The following is a 16,042-nucleotide window of genomic DNA, read 5'->3' on the forward strand; positions in this document are numbered from 1 at the left end:
AAAGGGCGCTCTCGAGGGGGTGGCGGGGTGCCCATTGCGTAAAAACCTAGCCAGCCCCGGGTGGAATACAAGTGACAGAGCGGTTTTCCGCAGCGCGCCCCCGCACGGTCTGGCGCGTCTTTGCCGAAGGCCACCCTCACAGCGGCCCTCGGGGAACTTTTTGTGGCGCAGCACCTGGCTGCGCGTGGCTTACAGCCCCTTGGCGCGGTAGCTGGCAGCGACTTTGCCGATGCTGACCAGATAAGCGGCGGTGCGCAGGTCCTCGACATCATCACGGCTGTGCCAGATTTCGGCCATCGACCGGTAGGCAGCGCTCATTGTGTCATCCAGACCAGAGCGGACCAGCTCAAGCTCCCCTGCTCCTCGCAGGTACTTGTCCTTAAAGTTCGGGCTCAACTGCCAGCCGACACCGCTGTCGGCGCTCAGACGTTCCAGCTCGTCCACCAGCAACTGGTGGCGGCTTTCCTCGTTGCGGCGTTGCATCCGGCCAAAGCGGATGTGGCTCAGGTTCTTGACCCATTCGAAATAGGATACCGTCACACCGCCAGCGTTGGCGTACATGTCAGGAATAATAACCACGCCTTTCCCGCGCAGGATATCGTCGGCACCGGCGGTCACGGGACCGTTTGCGGCCTCGACAATCAGCGGTGCCTTGATGTTATGCGCGTTGCTGAGGTTAATTACCCCTTCCAGCGCGGCAGGGATCAAGATATCGCATTCGGCCTCCAGCAGCTTGGCCCCGTCTTCCTCAAACGGCGCATCAGGGAAGCCCTTGATGGTGCCGTGCATCGAAATCCAGCGATGGACCTCCTCCACGTCGAGCCCGCGGTCGTCAAACAACGCACCGTCGCGTTCAATAATGGCGGTGATCTTGCAGCCGTCCTCCTCGCTCAGGAACTTGGCGGCATGATAGCCTACGTTGCCCAAGCCCTGCACAACGACGCGCTTGCCGTCCAGCTCGCCGCCCAAGCCCGCTTTTGCCATTCCCTGCGGATCACGGAAGAACGCGTGCAGCGCGTATTGCACACCGCGACCGGTGGCCTCGGTCCGGCCATGGATACCGCCCGCGTTGATCGGCTTGCCAGTCACACAGGCCACCCCGTTGATATCGGTGGTGTTCATGCGTTTGTACTGGTCCGCGATCCAGGCCATCTCGCGCTCGCCGGTGCCCATATCGGGGGCGGGCACGTTTTGCGCCGGGTTGATCATGTCGCGTTTGATCAGCTCATAGGCGAAACGACGGGTAATCAGCTCAAGCTCGTGTTCATCGTAGTCGCGTGGATCGATGCACAGCCCGCCCTTTGAGCCGCCGAAAGGCGCATCGACCAACGCGCATTTATAGGTCATCAGCGCCGCCAGCGCTTCCACTTCATTCTGGTTCACGCCGGGGCTGTAGCGGATGCCGCCCTTGACCGGTTCCATATGCTCCGAGTGAACAGAGCGGTAGCCGGTGAAGGTCTGGATACCGCCACGCAACCGCACCCCGAAACGTACCGTATAGGTCGCGTTACAAACGCGAATCTTTTCCTCAAGACCCGGCGAAAGGTCCATCAGGGCAACCGCCCGGTTAAACATGATGTCGACACTATCGCGAAAGCTCGGTTCGGTTCCGGGGTTCATTCTACGCTCCTAATTTAGCTCTGCGACCCTGATCCGGGCCAGTTCATCGCCTTGCCTATTGAACATAGCACCTGCGCCAAGCAAAGCCGCAAATCACCGTATTTCAAAGTTTTTGCACATATTTTAATCAGTTTGAAAACTTTTTATCCGCGGCGTCTTAGCCTCATTGACCGCGGATCATTACAGCCAAGATGCTCAACCATTACATCTGGCTGGCCCGTCGTGCCGGAATGTGCCCTCAAAACGGCTTCAGTATACACTTTTTTAAACGTATTTCGCCCTATTTCAGCCACCTTCAGCCCGCATATCTGTCGTCAACGCCGATCCGCCCGAACGCCTCTTGTCGCAGGGATCGCACCAAAAAGGACGTGGACATGACGGTCAAAAACACCGTGAATACTTGGGTCGCCATCCCCTTGCGCAACCGCGTGTCGCAGTTTGCCCGTGAAGACGACGGGCTGGTCACCATTCTCGCACTTTTCATGATCATGATGATGATCGCCGTGGGCGGCATCCAACTTGATTTCATGCGCCACGAGATGGAGCGCTCGCGCCTGCAGGCCGTCTCTGACCGTGCCGTTCTAGCCGCCGCCGATCTGGACCAGATGCGCGACCCCAAAACCGTGGTTGCAGACTATTTTGCAAAATCCGGTATGACTGATTTTCTATCAAATGTCGTGGTCGACGACGGGTTGAACTATCGCACCGTGACCATTGACGCGTCCAAGGAGATGGATACGCAGTTCATCGGTCGCTTCGGCTTCCCGACACTCAATGTGCCCGCGCACAGTCAGGCCGAAGAACGCGTCGCCAAAGTCGAAATCTCTCTCGTGCTCGATATCTCGGGGTCGATGGCTCTCAACAACCGCCTGAGCGAGCTGAAAAACGCCGCCGGGATTTTCTTGGACACGGTGCTGAAAACAGAGAACGAAGACCTGATCTCTGTTTCGATGATCCCCTACTCCGAACAGGTCAACGCAGGTCCTATGATCCTGGATCGCATGCGTGTGAACAAGAAACACGATTACTCTCACTGCCTGGAATTCGCCGACGATGAATTCAACTCGGCCGCGCTGAATACCAGCACGACGCACGACCAGATGCAGCATTTCCAGTGGAACTATGACGGTCGCAACAACTACCGCGACGACACGATCTGTCCACGCTACAGCTATGAACGCATCGCCCCTTTCTCGCAAAACAGCCTTACACTAAAGAGCCAGATCAACCAACTTGTACCACGCGCGGGTACGTCGATTTTCCTCGGGATGAAATGGGCGGCGACGATGCTGGATCCATCGTTCCGTGACATCAACAACTCGCTGGTGAACGCTGGCCATGTGGACGGCCAATTTTACAACCGACCTGCCAGCTATGATGACCCAGAGACGCTCAAGACCGTCATTCTGATGACCGACGGTGCGAATGATAATTCCTTCCGCATCCGCAGCAACTATTACGACAGCGAAAGCGAATATGTTCACTGGAATAAATACAATCTGTGGTGGTACCTCCGCAATGAGGTAGACTATCGCTATTGGAGTTACTTCTATTATCAAAAGTACAACAAATCGCTGGGCAATACCTTGCTGTCGAACATCTGTGATGCGGCCAAAGCAAAGCGCATTGTGATCTGGACCATCGGCTTTGAGGTAGACACCGACGACGTTCCCGCGATGCAGGATTGCGCCTCGTCGCCCAGCCACTTCTTTCGGGTTGAAGGGGTCGAGCTTTCCGAAGCGTTCCGCGCGATTGCGCGACAGATCAACCAGCTGAGGCTGACCCAATGATCGCCCGCATATCCCAGGCGGTGCGCCGGTTCCGCCGGGGCGAGGAAGGCGCGGTTGTTCTGATCGAATTCGTCATTCTCTTTCCGCTGATCTTTGGCATGTTCCTCGCCTCGGTCGAGGTTAGCCTTTATTCGCTGCGCCAGTTCCACCTGAACCGTGGGCTCGAGACTGCGGTGCGGTATATCCGGCTGAACACCCGCGCGACGATCACCCACGACATGATCAAGACGATGATCTGCGACAGCGTAGGCTATATCGGCGACTGCAAAGATACGTTGCGCCTTGAAATGGTCCTGGTCGATCCGCGTAACTTTGTCGCTATGAATACAGCGCCCGACTGCGTCGACAAATCGCTGCCCGTCGAGCCCGAGCGTGGCTTTAGCCTTGGGGCGCAGCACCAGCTGATGCTGCTGCGGGCCTGCGTAAAATTCGACCCGATGCTGCCGGGCTCTGCCATGGGTTTCAAGTTCGAGACCGACGGCGCGGGTCAAGGCAGCATGTACGCCGTATCCTCCTTTGTTCAGGAGCCAAGCTAATGGTTACCTCTTTTCTCAAACGCCGTGTACTGGCGCGTTTTCTGCGCGACCAAGACGGTAGCGCCTCGATCGAGGCCGTTATCATCATGCCCATGGTCTTTTGGGTCTATCTGGCGATGTTCACCTTTTTCCAGACCTATCAGGAATACTACACCAACCAAAAAGCGGCCTATACCATCGGCGACATGATCTCGCGCGAGACACTGCCAATGGACACCGCATATATGGACGGTGTTCGGGATCTGCTGGATTATATGACCCGCTCTTCCGGGCCGGCGACGGTGCGGATCACCTCGGCAAAATATGACCAAGCGAACAAGCGTTTCTTGCTGCACTGGTCCCGCTCCCGGGGCAATCTGACAGACGCGACCCAAGCAGATGTGACCGGCTGGACAAACCGCATCCCCGAGCTCGAAGATGGGGAATATATCACCATCACCGAAACCTGGACGTCGTTTTCACCGCCCTTCAACATCGGACTACCGGTGCAAGAGGTAAAGAACTTCGTCTTTACCCGCCCGCGCTATGCCCCTTGGGTGCTCTACTCAGACGGGGCGTAAATTCCGGCAGCACAGCAAAGAAAAAGGCCCGCGGCGATCTGCCTGCGGGCCTTTTTCTATCTCAAGAGCGCTCTGCCATCATCGCGGAAATGATCTCGGACATGAACTTGGTCTGATTGCCGGGGGTCATGCCGCCAATGCCAACGCGACGACCGATGCGCCACCATAGACCAGGACGCCAGACCCGGTCGCCGCCAGTGCCTGCCTTGGTCCGCAGCAAAAAGCCGTTGGAAGGCTTGAATGCAAACACGCCGCGATCCAGCCCGATAATATCCTCGACCCGCGCGATCACTGTACCGTCGGTGTCGCGCAATTCGGTCGGGGTCAGCTCGATTGCACCAGCGGTGGCGCGGCGCATTTTGTCGGCCATCCAAAGGGCCAGCCCCCCCATTGCCAGCAAAAACACCTGCCACCCGAAACCGGGCGACGATGTAAATGCGACGTAGATCAGGAACAGCCCCAAGACCCCGAGTGCGGCCAGCCCGATGCCACGCCGCCCAGAGGAGGCACGCGCGGTGGCAAGAACTTCGTTTGGGTCGGTGAAATCAGAGAGCATGGGCCACGACTTTCGTTAGGGTCGCCTTGCCTACCGCGCCGGACGCGCGTTTGGCAAGCCTGACTGACACAGCCACGGGCCGCCCCCCCCTACCGGCTTAGGGCAAGCCGCAGATTATTTATTGCCCTGGACCGGCTTCACCCCGTCCTTATTGCCCTTCTTGCCGTGTTTCAGCATCTCTTCGACACGTATGGCATAGGCCGCACGCTCTGCTGCTGGCATCTTGGCAAGTTCGGCCAGCCATGCGTCCTGCACGGTCTGCTGCACTGTTAGGGTGGCATCCCGTTGCAGGTCCAGCACACGGCGCGCCTCTGCGACGTCAAAAGGGTCGGCGCGAATAGCGGTCAGCGCCTCTTGATACAAGGCACGGCGGGCCGTGCGGCTAACGGATTTATCGTCTCGGCCCTTGCGTGCATCCATGAAAACCGCGTGCCTACGTTCCTTGGGCAATGCCATGACATAAGGCGTGCCGTAATCGCGCATGTGCCGCATTGGACCGCCATGGGGCCCATCAAAGCGGTAAGCCGCCCCGACGACAAGCCCGACCACCGCAAGGTTCAGCCCAAGTGACAGGCCCAAGGCCCATCGCAATGTTTTCGTGCTTTTGAATGCAAACCCTGCCATTTTCTATCCCTCGTCCAAGTCCCAGCCGAACGCCGTCAGCTCTGAGGCGTAGGTGTCCAGCGACGTCATATCGGCAACGATGTAAGCGTCGCCGCCGGTGATGATCTGCGTCGCGACATCCGGCAGGCCGCTTGGCGGGGCGACCCCGATCCAGAACCCGACAGCCGTCGCCGCGACCAACCCGCCCAAAGCCGGTGCCCCGCCGATCGCGCGCCAGACCCCGCGCCATCCGCCCATTACGGGCGTAGGCTGCGCGGCCAGCGCATCGGCGATCAACCGGTCCATCATGCCCGCGGGCATCTGCGGCGGGGTGGCCCGCGCCGCCTCGAAATGCGCCTCTAGCGTATTCATACTACGTTTTATCATCATCGTATCCCAAGGCATCACGTCTCGCGCCCAAAAGTTTCGCCAACGCCCGTTTGCCCCGTGCGGTCAGGCTTTCTACCGCTTCGACCCCTATATCCAGAATGGTCGCGATCTCGGGGTTCGCCAAGCCGTCTATGTGGCGCAGCACAACCGCTTGCCGCTGCCGGTCTGGCAATGTGTCCAGCGCCTCTTGCAAGGCATCTTCGCGCGCGGCGCGCTGCAGCCGCGCCTCTGCGCTTTCGCTCGGGTCGGCGGGTTCGGCGATATCCTCGAGCGGGACACCGCGGCCGCGTTTGCGCAGACGGTCGGTGCACAGGTTGGCCGTCACGCGGTATAACCACGTGGTCACCTTCGCCTCGCCGTCGCGCCAGTCCGGTGCGATCTTCCATAGGCGCATCAGCGCGTCTTGGGTCACGTCTTCGGCCTCTGCCGCGTTGCCCAACATACGAAAGGCGTGACCAAAGATGCGCGGAGTCAACTGTACCGTCAACAAACGCGCCGCCGCAGCATCCCCGCCCACATAGCGAAGCAGCAAGGCACGTTCGGGGTCGTCTGCCCTGTCAGCGTCAGAAGTATCGAGCATATCCATCGAACCGGAGGTAGCGTCTGCGGGCGCGCCATTCAAGCGCGCCCGCAAGCTTGCCTTATTCCGTTGCAGGCGCGTCGCCGTCATCGGACTTGTCGTGCTTCATGTGTTTGCCGGGGTTGCCGTGCCCGTCTTTGCCGTCTTTGCCGTCATGGCCGCCGCGCTTGCCGTGATGTTTGCCACCCATACGGGCTTTGGCAAATTCCTCGGCGCTCAGCGAACCGTTCTTGTCGGTGTCCAGCTTTTCGATCATCTTCTCGGGGTTGTGACGTCCGCCCATTTCTTCCATCGACAGCTTGCCGTCTTTGTCGGTGTCCATGCGCTCCATCATCTTGCCCTGATGCTTGGCCATCCGGTCGCCTTTGCCTTTGCCCATGGCCTCAAGCTCGGTCGCAGAAAGCGAGCCGTTGCCGTCGGTGTCTAGCTTCTCCAACAGGCGCTGGCTGCGCTCGGCATGGCGCGCCTTGGCCGCAACGGCCATCTCGTCTTGGGTCAGAAAGCCGTCACCATCTGCGTCAGCAGCCGAAAAACGTGCCGCGGCATGTGCCTTCATTTCGTCAGCGGTGACTTCACCATCCATGTTGGTATCCAACTGGACAAAATGGCTTTGCTTGGCACCTTCAGCCTTATCCGCATTCTGCGCGACCAAGGTCGTGCCACCCAATGCGATCAACCCGCTCAGCAGTGCGATCTGGAAATTTGCTCGTTTTGTCATCTGTTTCTTCCTTTGGTGAACCGTCTAACACCCGCTGTTTTCAGCGTGGCGATACCGGTTCAAACGACGGCCCCTCGGCTTTCCGTCGCAACAAAAGCGAAAAACTTTCACACTCCCCGACGCACCGGGCTTTGCGACATGGCGACGCAACTCGATCTTGCTCCCTTTATCTTGGGGTGATTTGACCGCATGTAGGGTAGGAACAAGGATAGCCCAGATGACTGACCAGACCTTAGAGATGCCACACGTAGACGCCCCCGATCGCAGCATGAAGAAATCCCTGCTGCGTGGCTGGCGGCGCAAATGCCCCAACTGCGGGGCCGGTCCGATGCTGAAAAGCTATCTGAAGGTGAACGACACCTGCACTGTTTGCGGCCAAGAACTGTTTCACCACCGCGCCGATGATGGACCGGCCTATCTGACGATCCTCGTGGTCGGGCACCTGATGGCACCGGGGCTGCATATCGCCTTTGTGGCCTGGCGACCTGAACCTCTGACCCTGTTTACAATCTTTTCGGTTGGCTGCGTTGGATTGTCCCTCTACCTTCTGCCTAGAATGAAAGGGGCCATGATCGGCTTCCAATGGGCAAAGCGCATGGGCGGGTTCGGCAGCACCAACTGACCGACACACCACAAGCCCTGCTAGAAAAACAAGATTTGGGGCAAGGCGATGACCATCGACAAAAGCAAAATCCGAAACGCAGCCACGGTAATCGTGATCCGCGACCGACATACGGCACCGCGGATTCTGATGGGGCAACGCGGCGCGACCGCGGCCTTTATGCCGAACAAATTCGTCTTTCCGGGCGGCGCGGTTGATCTGGGCGATGCGCAGGTGCCGCTGGCCAGCATGGTCGATGAAACCTGCCAAAGCCGTCTTGCCGATGATGCCGATGGCAGCCTTGCACATGCTTTGGTGGTCGCTGCCATCCGCGAGCTTTGGGAAGAAACCGGTTTGATCCTCGGTCAGGAAGGCGCGTGGGAGGGCACGCCCCCCGCCGATTGGCTTACCTTTGCTCAGCGCGGCTATCTGCCCCACGCGTCCCCGCTGCAATTTGTATTCCGCGCCCTGACGCCTCCGGGCCGCCCACGCCGTTTTGACGCGCGGTTCTTTCTGGTCGATGCCGACGATATTGCCACCGATCTGGATAACTTCGACGACGCCTGCGACGAGCTTTCGCATCTGCAATGGGTCGCCCTGTCGGACGCCCGCAAATTCGATATGCCCTTCATCACAGAGGTCGTTCTGGCCGAAGTGGAGGCCCGCGCGCGGCAACTCGAGCCGCCCGCGTCCGTGCCGTATTTCAAGAACAACGACGAAGAGAGCCTGTTCCTGCGGCTGCGCGGCCGCCCGTTGCCAAGCTAAACAGCGACCCCTGCGCTTCCCCTAGGCCACCACAACCAGCATCAGGATCGACGCAATCAGCACAGCCATGCCCGCAGCTTCGCGAGTGCTGATCTTTTCGCGGAAGAACAGCGTAGAGGCCGCGACACTCAGGATGAGCTCCACCTGCCCGAGTGCTTTGACATAGGCCGCGTTCTGCAGCGTGAAGGCGATGAACCAGCACAGCGATCCGCCCATCGACGTGAGGCCGATCCAGACCGCGACACGGCGCGCGCGCCAGACATCGCGGATTTGCCCCGGCTCGCGCAGGCGCAGGTAAACGGCCATGATGACCGATTGCATCATAACCACCGCCGCAAGGGTCACCCCCGCGCGCAGCACAGGCTGCTCTGTCATCACCGCCAGCGACGCCCCGCGATAGGACACAGCGGAAACGGCGAACAACGCGCCCGACGCAACCCCCAGCCCCGCCGCGCGGTTGCGCAAGTCGCGCAGGTGAAAGCCTTTTGCCTCGGCCCCGCCGGACAGCAGCAGCAACCCCACTACGCCTAGGGCAATCGCGGCAAAGCCGGTGGCGCTGACGCCCTCGCCCAGAATGACCCATCCGACCAGCACGGTCAGGATAACTTCGGTTTTCTTGAACGTGATCCCGACGGCAAAGTTACGCTGTTTGAACAACAGCACGACGCAAACGGTCGCCAATATCTGCGCCGTACCACCCATCAGCCCGTGCGCCCAGAACCCCGGGCCAAGGGCTGGCAGAGGCGTCGCGCTGAGCATCAGATAGGCCCCAAGGCCCAACACGATAAATGGCGCGGAATACAGGAACCTTGAGAACGTCGCCCCAGCCGCCGACAATGTCGCGGTGGCCAGATATTTCTGCAGCATAAAACGCCCGGTCTGAAACACCGCAGCGGCGAGCGTCACGAGGACCCACAGGTCCGGGCCCGTATCACCCATGCGCGTGATCCAGCATTGCCGTGGTGCGCGGACAAAGTGACACCGCGCCACACACCTGTCCCTGCCAACCTATCGGGGTCATCGCGGCATCCCAAGCTGACCCGTGTCATAGCCGTTAAAGTCCAGTATCTCGCGGGCCGCCGCGATCCGGTCTGCGCCGCCCGTGGCACTGCGGTCAAGAATCCAGCCGAAGTCTCCAGCCGGGTTCCCGACCACCGCCGTGCGGAACCCTTCGTCGACCCAAAGCACCCAGAGCCCACGCGTGGTGCCGTCAGGAAGGGACAGCGCATACCGCCCCTGCCCTAGTTGCTGCGCCAGCCAAAGGGTGCCACCATCACTGCACCCTGTCTGCGCGCACAGTTGGAACGCCGGCCCTTTGGTTGTTTCGACCAAGGCGACCTGCGCGACACCGTCGCCAAAGCTATCGCGCACCAACCAAGCCCCCTTGAAACGGGCCGCATCATAGCGGCTGGTGGCCCCGATCAGCGCCTTGGTGTCGCGCAGACCTTTCGCCGTTTCGGGCGCAGGAGCAGAGCACCCGGCAAGCAGGGCCAACGCCAAAAACGCCCGCTTCATGTAGCGGGCCTTTTCGTCGGGCCGAGGCTTTCAAGCCCGACAAACAGACCGCCCCCAGACCCCGATACGCCACACGGGATGAATACGTCCTTGTTCATGGTAGGCGGCATCGAAATCTCCTGTGGTATCGGGGCTGGGGCTGCGTTGGTTCAGAAGGGCATCGGATGGGCTTTGTGGGCGGCATCCAGATCGGCCATCACCTCGTCATCAAGATGCAAGTCGATGGCCCCCAGAATAACTTCTAGCTGGTCAAGCGACGTCGCGCCAAAGATCACCGAAGCCATGAAGGGCCGTTGCCGCGCGAACGCCATCGACATCTGAACCGGGTCCAGCCCGTGTTTCTGCGCAATCTGCAAATAATCCTCTACGGCAACAAACACCCGGTCTGTCTTGCGCCCGCCCAGATCCCCGTTGATCGCCATCCGCGACCCTTCGGGAATCGCGCCGTTCTGGTACTTGCCGGTCAACAGACCTGCCCCCAGTGGAGAGTAGGACAGCATGCCAATCTCTTCGTTGTGGCATGTCTCTGCCACGTCGCTATCGGCAATGCGGTTCAACAGCGAATATTCATTCTGCACAGAGACCGGACGCGGGCCGCCTGTCCGCTCGGCAGCGTTCACCCATTGCGTCAGACCCCAAGCGGTTTCGTTGCTCAGCCCGAAGGCGCGGATGGTGCCGCGGGTCACTTCATCTTGCAGCGCGCCCATGCAGTCTTCCATATGGGCCATCGTCTCTGCGCGGTTCTGCGACGAGGGGTCATAGTCCCAGTTCTTGCGGAACATATAGCTGCCACGGTTGGGCCAGTGAAACTGATAAAGGTCGACGTAATCGGTGTTCATCCGCTTCAATGACGCCTCAAGCGTGCTGCGGATCGTGTCGGATGAAATCCCCGCGCCGTCGCGCACCGGTGCCCCCGCGCCCGAGTGTTTCGTCGCCAGCACAAAATCGCGACGCCCGGTCTTTGCGATCCACTCGCCGATGATCTCTTCGGTGCGGCCAATGGTTTCGGCTTTGACCGGATTGACCGGGTACATCTCGGCGGTGTCAATAAAGTTGATCCCCGCATCAAGCGCGCGTTCGATCTGGGCATGACCTTCGTCAGAGGTGTTCTGCGTCCCCCAAGTCATTGAGCCCAGACAGAAATCTGTCACTTCGATACCAGTGTGGCCAAGTGTGTTCTTTTGCATCGGAATTCCTCGTTTAGATTTGCGCCTAACCTTTCTGTTCCGCACTGCCACCGCAAGCGCATTTTAGAGGCACCGGAGCCGCGCAAATGCCCGATGGCGAAAATTGTCGCACAGACGTCGTTTTGGCCGTTGGTTTCGCCCGAAAAAGAGCACAGAGTATCACGATATGCGCCTGCTCATTTCCTTCGCCGCTCTCTTTTTATCTGTCATTTTGCTACAGTTGTCGTCGGGCGGTGTGGGGCCATTGGACGTGCTGTCGGGCATCCAGTTGGGCTTTACCAACCAGCAGATCGGCCTGTTGGGGTCGGCGCATTTCGTGGGGTTCTTTCTGGGCTGCTGGGGCGCGCCGCGTCTTTTGGGCAGCGTCGGCCACAGCCGCGCCTTTGCAGCCTTTACTGCGACAGGGGCGATTGGGCTGCTGTCGCATATGATGGTGCTGGACCCCTATGCCTGGGCACTGATGCGGGTCGCCTCGGGGTTCTGCGTTGCAGGGTGTTACACGGTCGTAGAGGCATGGTTGCAGGCCAAAGTTACCAACGAGACGCGCGGCCGTACCATGGGGGCGTACCGCGTTGTCGACACCAGCGGGTCGTTGGCGGCACAGATGATCATCGGCGTGCTCGCACCTGCCTCCTATGTGTCTTACAACCTGTTGGCGATCTTGTGTTGCGCCGCGCTGATCCCGCTGGTGCTGACCCGCCTGCCCCAGCCCGAAACCCCTGAAAAGGGACGGTTGCGCCCCAAGCTGGCCATCCAGCGGTCCCCCTTGGCGGTTGCTGCGGTGGTCGTCGCAGCCTTGTCGAGCGCATCCTTCCGGATGGTCGGGCCGATCTACGGGCAAGAGGTCGGGCTTACCGCCGGTCAGATCGCGTGGTTTCTGTCGGCCTTCGTGCTCGGGGGCGCGATGGCGCAATTCCCAGTTGGCTGGCTAGCCGATAAATTCGACCGCCGCTGGGTGCTTATCTGGTTGTCGGCGGCGTCGATGGTTAGTTGCGCGGTAACTGTTATGTCGGCTGGCATGGGCACGCAGGCGGTGTTCCTCGCGGCGAGCTTCTTTGGCCTCACGACCTTTCCGATCTATTCCGTCGCGGCGTCCCACGCCCATGACTTTGCCAACAGCTCCGAACGGGTAGAGCTGTCAGCAGCCTTGATGTTCTGGTTTGCCGTGGGGGCGATCTTTGCACCCTATCTGGCATCGGTGTTGATCGAAGGCTTTGGCCCCGCGGCGCTGTTCACCATGATCTCGGTCGGGCATGGGGGTCTGGTTCTGTTCGGGCTGACCCGCATGCGCGCGCGCCCCACAGCGACAAAACGCACCCCCTATGTCTATGCGCCGCGCACGTCTTTCACCATTGGCCGCCTGATGCGCCGCAGTCGCGAACGCGACGCCCCCTAGCCCTTGCCCCGCCGCTGCGCTAGAGACGTGCAAAAGCAGTTTCGGGGTCCAAGTCATGACGCGCCACCTTATCACCTCCGCCATTCCGTATATCAACGGGATCAAACATTTGGGTAATCTTGTGGGCAGCCAACTGCCTGCGGACCTCTATGCCCGCTATCTGCGCGGGCGCGGCCACGAAGTGCTGTTCCTGTGCGCCACGGATGAACACGGCACGCCGGCTGAACTGGCCGCGGCCAAGGCGGGGAAACCTGTTGCTGAATATTGCGCGGAAATGCACGAGGTGCAGGCCCGGATCGCCGACGGGTTCGGCTTGTCATTCGATCACTTTGGCCGGTCGTCCAGCACGCAAAACAAGGTGCTGACCCAGCATTTCGCCGCAGCCCTGTATGACCAAGGCCTGATCGAAGAAGTCGAACAGCGGCAGATCTATTCCGAAACAGACGGGCGTTTCCTGCCCGACCGCTATGTCGAAGGCACCTGCCCCAACTGCGGCTTTGAAGACGCGCGCGGCGACCAGTGTGACAACTGCACCAAACAGCTCGACCCCGAAGACCTGATCAACCCGCGTTCCACCGTGTCCGGTGCCACCGACCTCGAGATGCGCGCGACCAAGCATCTGTTCCTGCGCCAGTCGCAGATGAAGGACAAGTTGAATACATGGATCAACAGCAAGGCCGACTGGCCCGTGCTGACCACCTCTATTGCCAAGAAATGGCTGCATGATGGCGACGGTCTTCAGGACCGTGGCATCACCCGCGACCTGAACTGGGGTGTGCCCGTCAAACGCGGCGATACCGATTGGCCGGGCATGGAGGGCAAGGTGTTCTACGTCTGGTTCGACGCGCCCATCGAATACATCGCCTGCGCGCAGGAATGGGTCGACGCTGGAAAAGGCACCGATTGGGAACGCTGGTGGCGTACCGACAAGGGCGCGGACGACGTGCGCTATACCCAGTTCATGGGCAAGGACAACGTCCCCTTCCACACGCTCGGCTTTCCGGCGACGATTATGGGGTCGCAAGAGCCGTGGAAGCTTGTGGATTACATCAAATCCTTCAACTACCTCAATTATGACGGTGGCCAGTTCTCTACCTCGCGCGGGCGCGGTGTGTTCATGGACCAGGCGCTTGAAATCCTGCCGGCGGACTACTGGCGCTGGTGGCTGCTGTCCCACGCGCCCGAAACCTCGGACGCCGAATTCACATGGGAGAATTTCCAGTCTTCCGTGAACAAGGATCTGGCGGATGTATTAGGCAACTTTATCAGTCGCATCACCAAATTCTGCCGCTCGAAGTTCAGCGAAAACGTCCCCTCAGCGGGCGAGTACGGCCCCGAAGAACATGCGCTGATCGCGGATCTGACCGAACGTGTTGCCCGCTATCAAACCGCGATGGAGGCGATGGAGGTCCGCAAATCCGCCGCCGAATTGCGCGCGATCTGGGCCGCGGGCAACGAATACCTGCAGGCGCAGGCCCCTTGGACGACCTTTAAGACGGACCCTGACAAAGCAGCCGCGCAGGTACGTCTGGCGCTGAACCTGATCCCGCTCTATGCCGTTCTCTCTGCCCCCTTCATCCCCACCGCCGCGGCGAGCATGCTAGAGAGCATGAAGGTTGAAAACGCAACTTGGCCCGACGATGTGCCCGCCGCATTGGCACAGTTGGCCCCCGGTCACGCCTTTGAAGTGCCAGAAGTCCTGTTCGCAAAAATCACGGACGAACAGCGCGATGAATGGGCGGAAAAATTCGCCGGTGTGCGCAGCTGATCCTACGCACCACGCTTTGAAAATGACAAAGGCCAGCGCAGTGCGCTGGCCTTTTTTCGTATGTCCCAAAGCGGCCCCGACCCGCGCCCTATTTAAGCGGCGAGCAACGGCAGGCGAAAAATAAATGTCGTGACGCCATTTTCACAGGTCACATCAACCTGTCCGCTATGCGCTATCGCAATCGACGACGCGATATGAAGGCCAAGGCCCAGCCCCTCTCCGGCGGGATCGTCGCCGCGCTGATAGGGCTGGAACAGCTTCTGTCTCAGTCCGTCAGGGATCGGCCGGCCATGATTTGACACTGTAACCTCTGCCTGTGCATCACTGACGCGCCCGCAAACTGCGATTTCAGTCCCGGGATCAGCATGGCGCACGGCATTGGACAGCAGGTTCGACACCGCCTGCGCAACACGCGGGGCGTCACAGCTGACAGGTCGATCAAACTGCAAATCTATCGTCACTTCGTGGTTAGGGACGGTTGCGCGCACCTCTTCGACGATCTGGTGCAATGCGTCACTTAAGGGCGCATCAGGCGTGGCCGAGATACGGATGCCACCGCCAAGCCGTGCCTTTGCGTGTAGCATGATATTTTCGATCAGCTCGCTCATGCGGTGGATCGAAGAGCCCATCAACGGCAGAATTTTGCGCGCTTTATCCGACAATGGCTCGCGGTCAAGCTGACGCACGCCGGCGTTCATCGCTGCGACTGAATTGCGCAGGTCATGTCCCAGAACCGCGACAAATTCTTCTTGCATTTTGGCCATCTGGCGCTCGTGCTCGACCAGCTGTTCTTGCGCCTCAAGACGTTCTTCGGTCTCGAGACTGCGGCCGATGGTGTCCGCGAAAAGTTCAAGCATCGCAACCACACGCGGGTTCTTTACATCGCGGGGTTCGGTGTCGATCGCACATAGCGTGCCAAAGAAAGTCCCATCGCTGCGTCTGATAGGAATAGAGGCATAGCTGACAATGCCGAACCGCGCTGCAATCGGGTGGTTGCGATACACATCATCCGTCGCAACGTCGTTAAACAGGACCTTTTCCGAGGTTTCGTGCACAGATTGGCAAAAGGTATGATCGATCCCGATCTCGTCCCCAGCCGAGAGGCCAAAATTCACCTCGTCCACCGTGCGACAGGCCACCCATCGGTCCGCCGTCACACGTGCCACAGCGGCAAAGCGCATGTTGGTGGCCAACATCACCGTTTCCAGCAGCGTCCCAACCGTTTCACTGCCTGCGAGCACATCAATGTCATATTGGAAATCATGCGAGCCCAACAAATAGGCGGCATGGTCCTGAATAGTCGCGCGTAGCTGCGTTTCGTCGCCCAATGGGACCTCCCCGTTAACTTTCGCCGCTTACCATAATTCTTGGGCGTACGGCAACAATGGCCCACATCATACTCGAAATACCGCTTTAATCGGCTACGGTGTGAATATAGTTCGCCGTGCAAGCAAGTA

The 16,042-nt window shown here is 59.7% G+C and carries 17 protein-coding genes; 7 read left to right on the forward strand and 10 right to left on the reverse strand.

All coding sequences use genetic code 11. The features are described from left to right. Positions 1–189: 189 nt before the first annotated feature. The gene (locus tag ACVBAU_RS13565; protein ID WP_138922859.1) at positions 190–1,620 is read right to left on the reverse strand and encodes a Glu/Leu/Phe/Val family dehydrogenase; all 1,431 of its coding nucleotides are present in this window, start codon (positions 1,618–1,620) and stop codon (positions 190–192) included. Positions 1,621–1,994: 374 nt separating this feature from the next. Between ACVBAU_RS13565 and ACVBAU_RS13570 the strand changes: the two genes are divergently transcribed. Genes ACVBAU_RS13570 through ACVBAU_RS13580 form a run of 3 tightly spaced genes read left to right on the forward strand, consistent with a single transcriptional unit; the run spans position 1,995 to position 4,506 of the window. Then, positions 1,995–3,410: a pilus assembly protein TadG-related protein gene (locus ACVBAU_RS13570; RefSeq protein ID WP_448326774.1), complete on the forward strand. Its 1,416-nt coding sequence runs from the start codon at positions 1,995–1,997 to the stop codon at positions 3,408–3,410. Next, complete coding sequence (locus ACVBAU_RS13575; RefSeq protein WP_448326775.1) at positions 3,407–3,946, forward strand: TadE/TadG family type IV pilus assembly protein; 540 nt, start codon at positions 3,407–3,409, stop codon at positions 3,944–3,946. The genes ACVBAU_RS13570 and ACVBAU_RS13575 overlap by 4 nt, the downstream gene beginning before the upstream one ends. Further along, complete coding sequence (locus ACVBAU_RS13580; protein ID WP_335744308.1) at positions 3,946–4,506, forward strand: TadE/TadG family type IV pilus assembly protein; 561 nt, start codon at positions 3,946–3,948, stop codon at positions 4,504–4,506. The genes ACVBAU_RS13575 and ACVBAU_RS13580 overlap by 1 nt, the downstream gene beginning before the upstream one ends. Before the next feature lie 61 nt (positions 4,507–4,567). On the opposite strand, the gene ACVBAU_RS13585 is transcribed toward ACVBAU_RS13580, so the two are convergent. From ACVBAU_RS13585 to ACVBAU_RS13605, 5 genes are all read right to left on the reverse strand, one after another. After that, positions 4,568–5,062: a hypothetical protein gene (locus ACVBAU_RS13585; protein ID WP_138922855.1), complete on the reverse strand. Its 495-nt coding sequence runs from the start codon at positions 5,060–5,062 to the stop codon at positions 4,568–4,570. A 114-nt stretch (positions 5,063–5,176) separates the two neighbouring features. Continuing rightward, the gene (locus ACVBAU_RS13590) at positions 5,177–5,686 is read right to left on the reverse strand and encodes a periplasmic heavy metal sensor (protein ID WP_138922854.1); all 510 of its coding nucleotides are present in this window, start codon (positions 5,684–5,686) and stop codon (positions 5,177–5,179) included. Between the two features lie 3 nt (positions 5,687–5,689). Beyond that, positions 5,690–6,052 carry a hypothetical protein gene (locus ACVBAU_RS13595; RefSeq protein WP_448326776.1) on the reverse strand — a complete coding sequence of 121 codons (363 nt, stop codon included), beginning with the start codon at positions 6,050–6,052 and terminating at the stop codon, positions 5,690–5,692. Next, the gene (locus ACVBAU_RS13600) at positions 6,039–6,725 is read right to left on the reverse strand and encodes an RNA polymerase sigma factor (RefSeq protein ID WP_448326777.1); all 687 of its coding nucleotides are present in this window, start codon (positions 6,723–6,725) and stop codon (positions 6,039–6,041) included. The genes ACVBAU_RS13595 and ACVBAU_RS13600 overlap by 14 nt, the downstream gene beginning before the upstream one ends. Beyond that, positions 6,697–7,353, reverse strand: a complete 657-nt coding sequence (locus tag ACVBAU_RS13605) for an EF-hand domain-containing protein (RefSeq protein ID WP_448326778.1) — start codon at positions 7,351–7,353, stop codon at positions 6,697–6,699. The genes ACVBAU_RS13600 and ACVBAU_RS13605 overlap by 29 nt, the downstream gene beginning before the upstream one ends. 217 nt (positions 7,354–7,570) lie before the next feature. Between ACVBAU_RS13605 and ACVBAU_RS13610 the strand changes: the two genes are divergently transcribed. Both ACVBAU_RS13610 and ACVBAU_RS13615 read left to right on the forward strand, forming a co-directional pair. Beyond that, positions 7,571–7,975, forward strand: a complete 405-nt coding sequence (locus tag ACVBAU_RS13610; protein ID WP_335744312.1) for a DUF983 domain-containing protein — start codon at positions 7,571–7,573, stop codon at positions 7,973–7,975. Between the two features lie 48 nt (positions 7,976–8,023). Next, complete coding sequence (locus ACVBAU_RS13615; RefSeq protein ID WP_448326779.1) at positions 8,024–8,719, forward strand: NUDIX hydrolase; 696 nt, start codon at positions 8,024–8,026, stop codon at positions 8,717–8,719. 21 nt (positions 8,720–8,740) lie between these two features. Here the strand turns inward: ACVBAU_RS13615 and ACVBAU_RS13620 are convergent, their stop codons facing one another. From ACVBAU_RS13620 to ACVBAU_RS13630, 3 genes are all read right to left on the reverse strand, one after another. Further along, positions 8,741–9,658, reverse strand: a complete 918-nt coding sequence (locus tag ACVBAU_RS13620) for an EamA family transporter (protein WP_448326780.1) — start codon at positions 9,656–9,658, stop codon at positions 8,741–8,743. Between the two features lie 78 nt (positions 9,659–9,736). Then, positions 9,737–10,234 carry a lipocalin family protein gene (locus tag ACVBAU_RS13625; protein ID WP_448326781.1) on the reverse strand — a complete coding sequence of 166 codons (498 nt, stop codon included), beginning with the start codon at positions 10,232–10,234 and terminating at the stop codon, positions 9,737–9,739. Between the two features lie 149 nt (positions 10,235–10,383). Next, positions 10,384–11,421, reverse strand: a complete 1,038-nt coding sequence (locus ACVBAU_RS13630) for an aldo/keto reductase (RefSeq protein ID WP_448326782.1) — start codon at positions 11,419–11,421, stop codon at positions 10,384–10,386. A 166-nt stretch (positions 11,422–11,587) separates the two neighbouring features. On the opposite strand from ACVBAU_RS13630, the gene ACVBAU_RS13635 reads away from it, so the two are divergent. Beyond that, positions 11,588–12,817 (forward strand): MFS transporter, encoded by a 1,230-nt coding sequence (locus tag ACVBAU_RS13635; RefSeq protein WP_138922845.1) that lies wholly within the window; start codon positions 11,588–11,590, stop codon positions 12,815–12,817. Between the two features lie 55 nt (positions 12,818–12,872). Further along, positions 12,873–14,585: a methionine--tRNA ligase gene (gene metG / locus ACVBAU_RS13640; protein ID WP_448326783.1), complete on the forward strand. Its 1,713-nt coding sequence runs from the start codon at positions 12,873–12,875 to the stop codon at positions 14,583–14,585. Positions 14,586–14,677: 92 nt separating this feature from the next. On the opposite strand, the gene ACVBAU_RS13645 is transcribed toward metG, so the two are convergent. Beyond that, complete coding sequence (locus ACVBAU_RS13645; protein WP_448326784.1) at positions 14,678–15,913, reverse strand: GAF domain-containing sensor histidine kinase; 1,236 nt, start codon at positions 15,911–15,913, stop codon at positions 14,678–14,680. Positions 15,914–16,042 lie beyond the last annotated feature (129 nt).

The sequence above is a fragment of the Sulfitobacter sp. M13 genome, assembly GCF_053474885.1.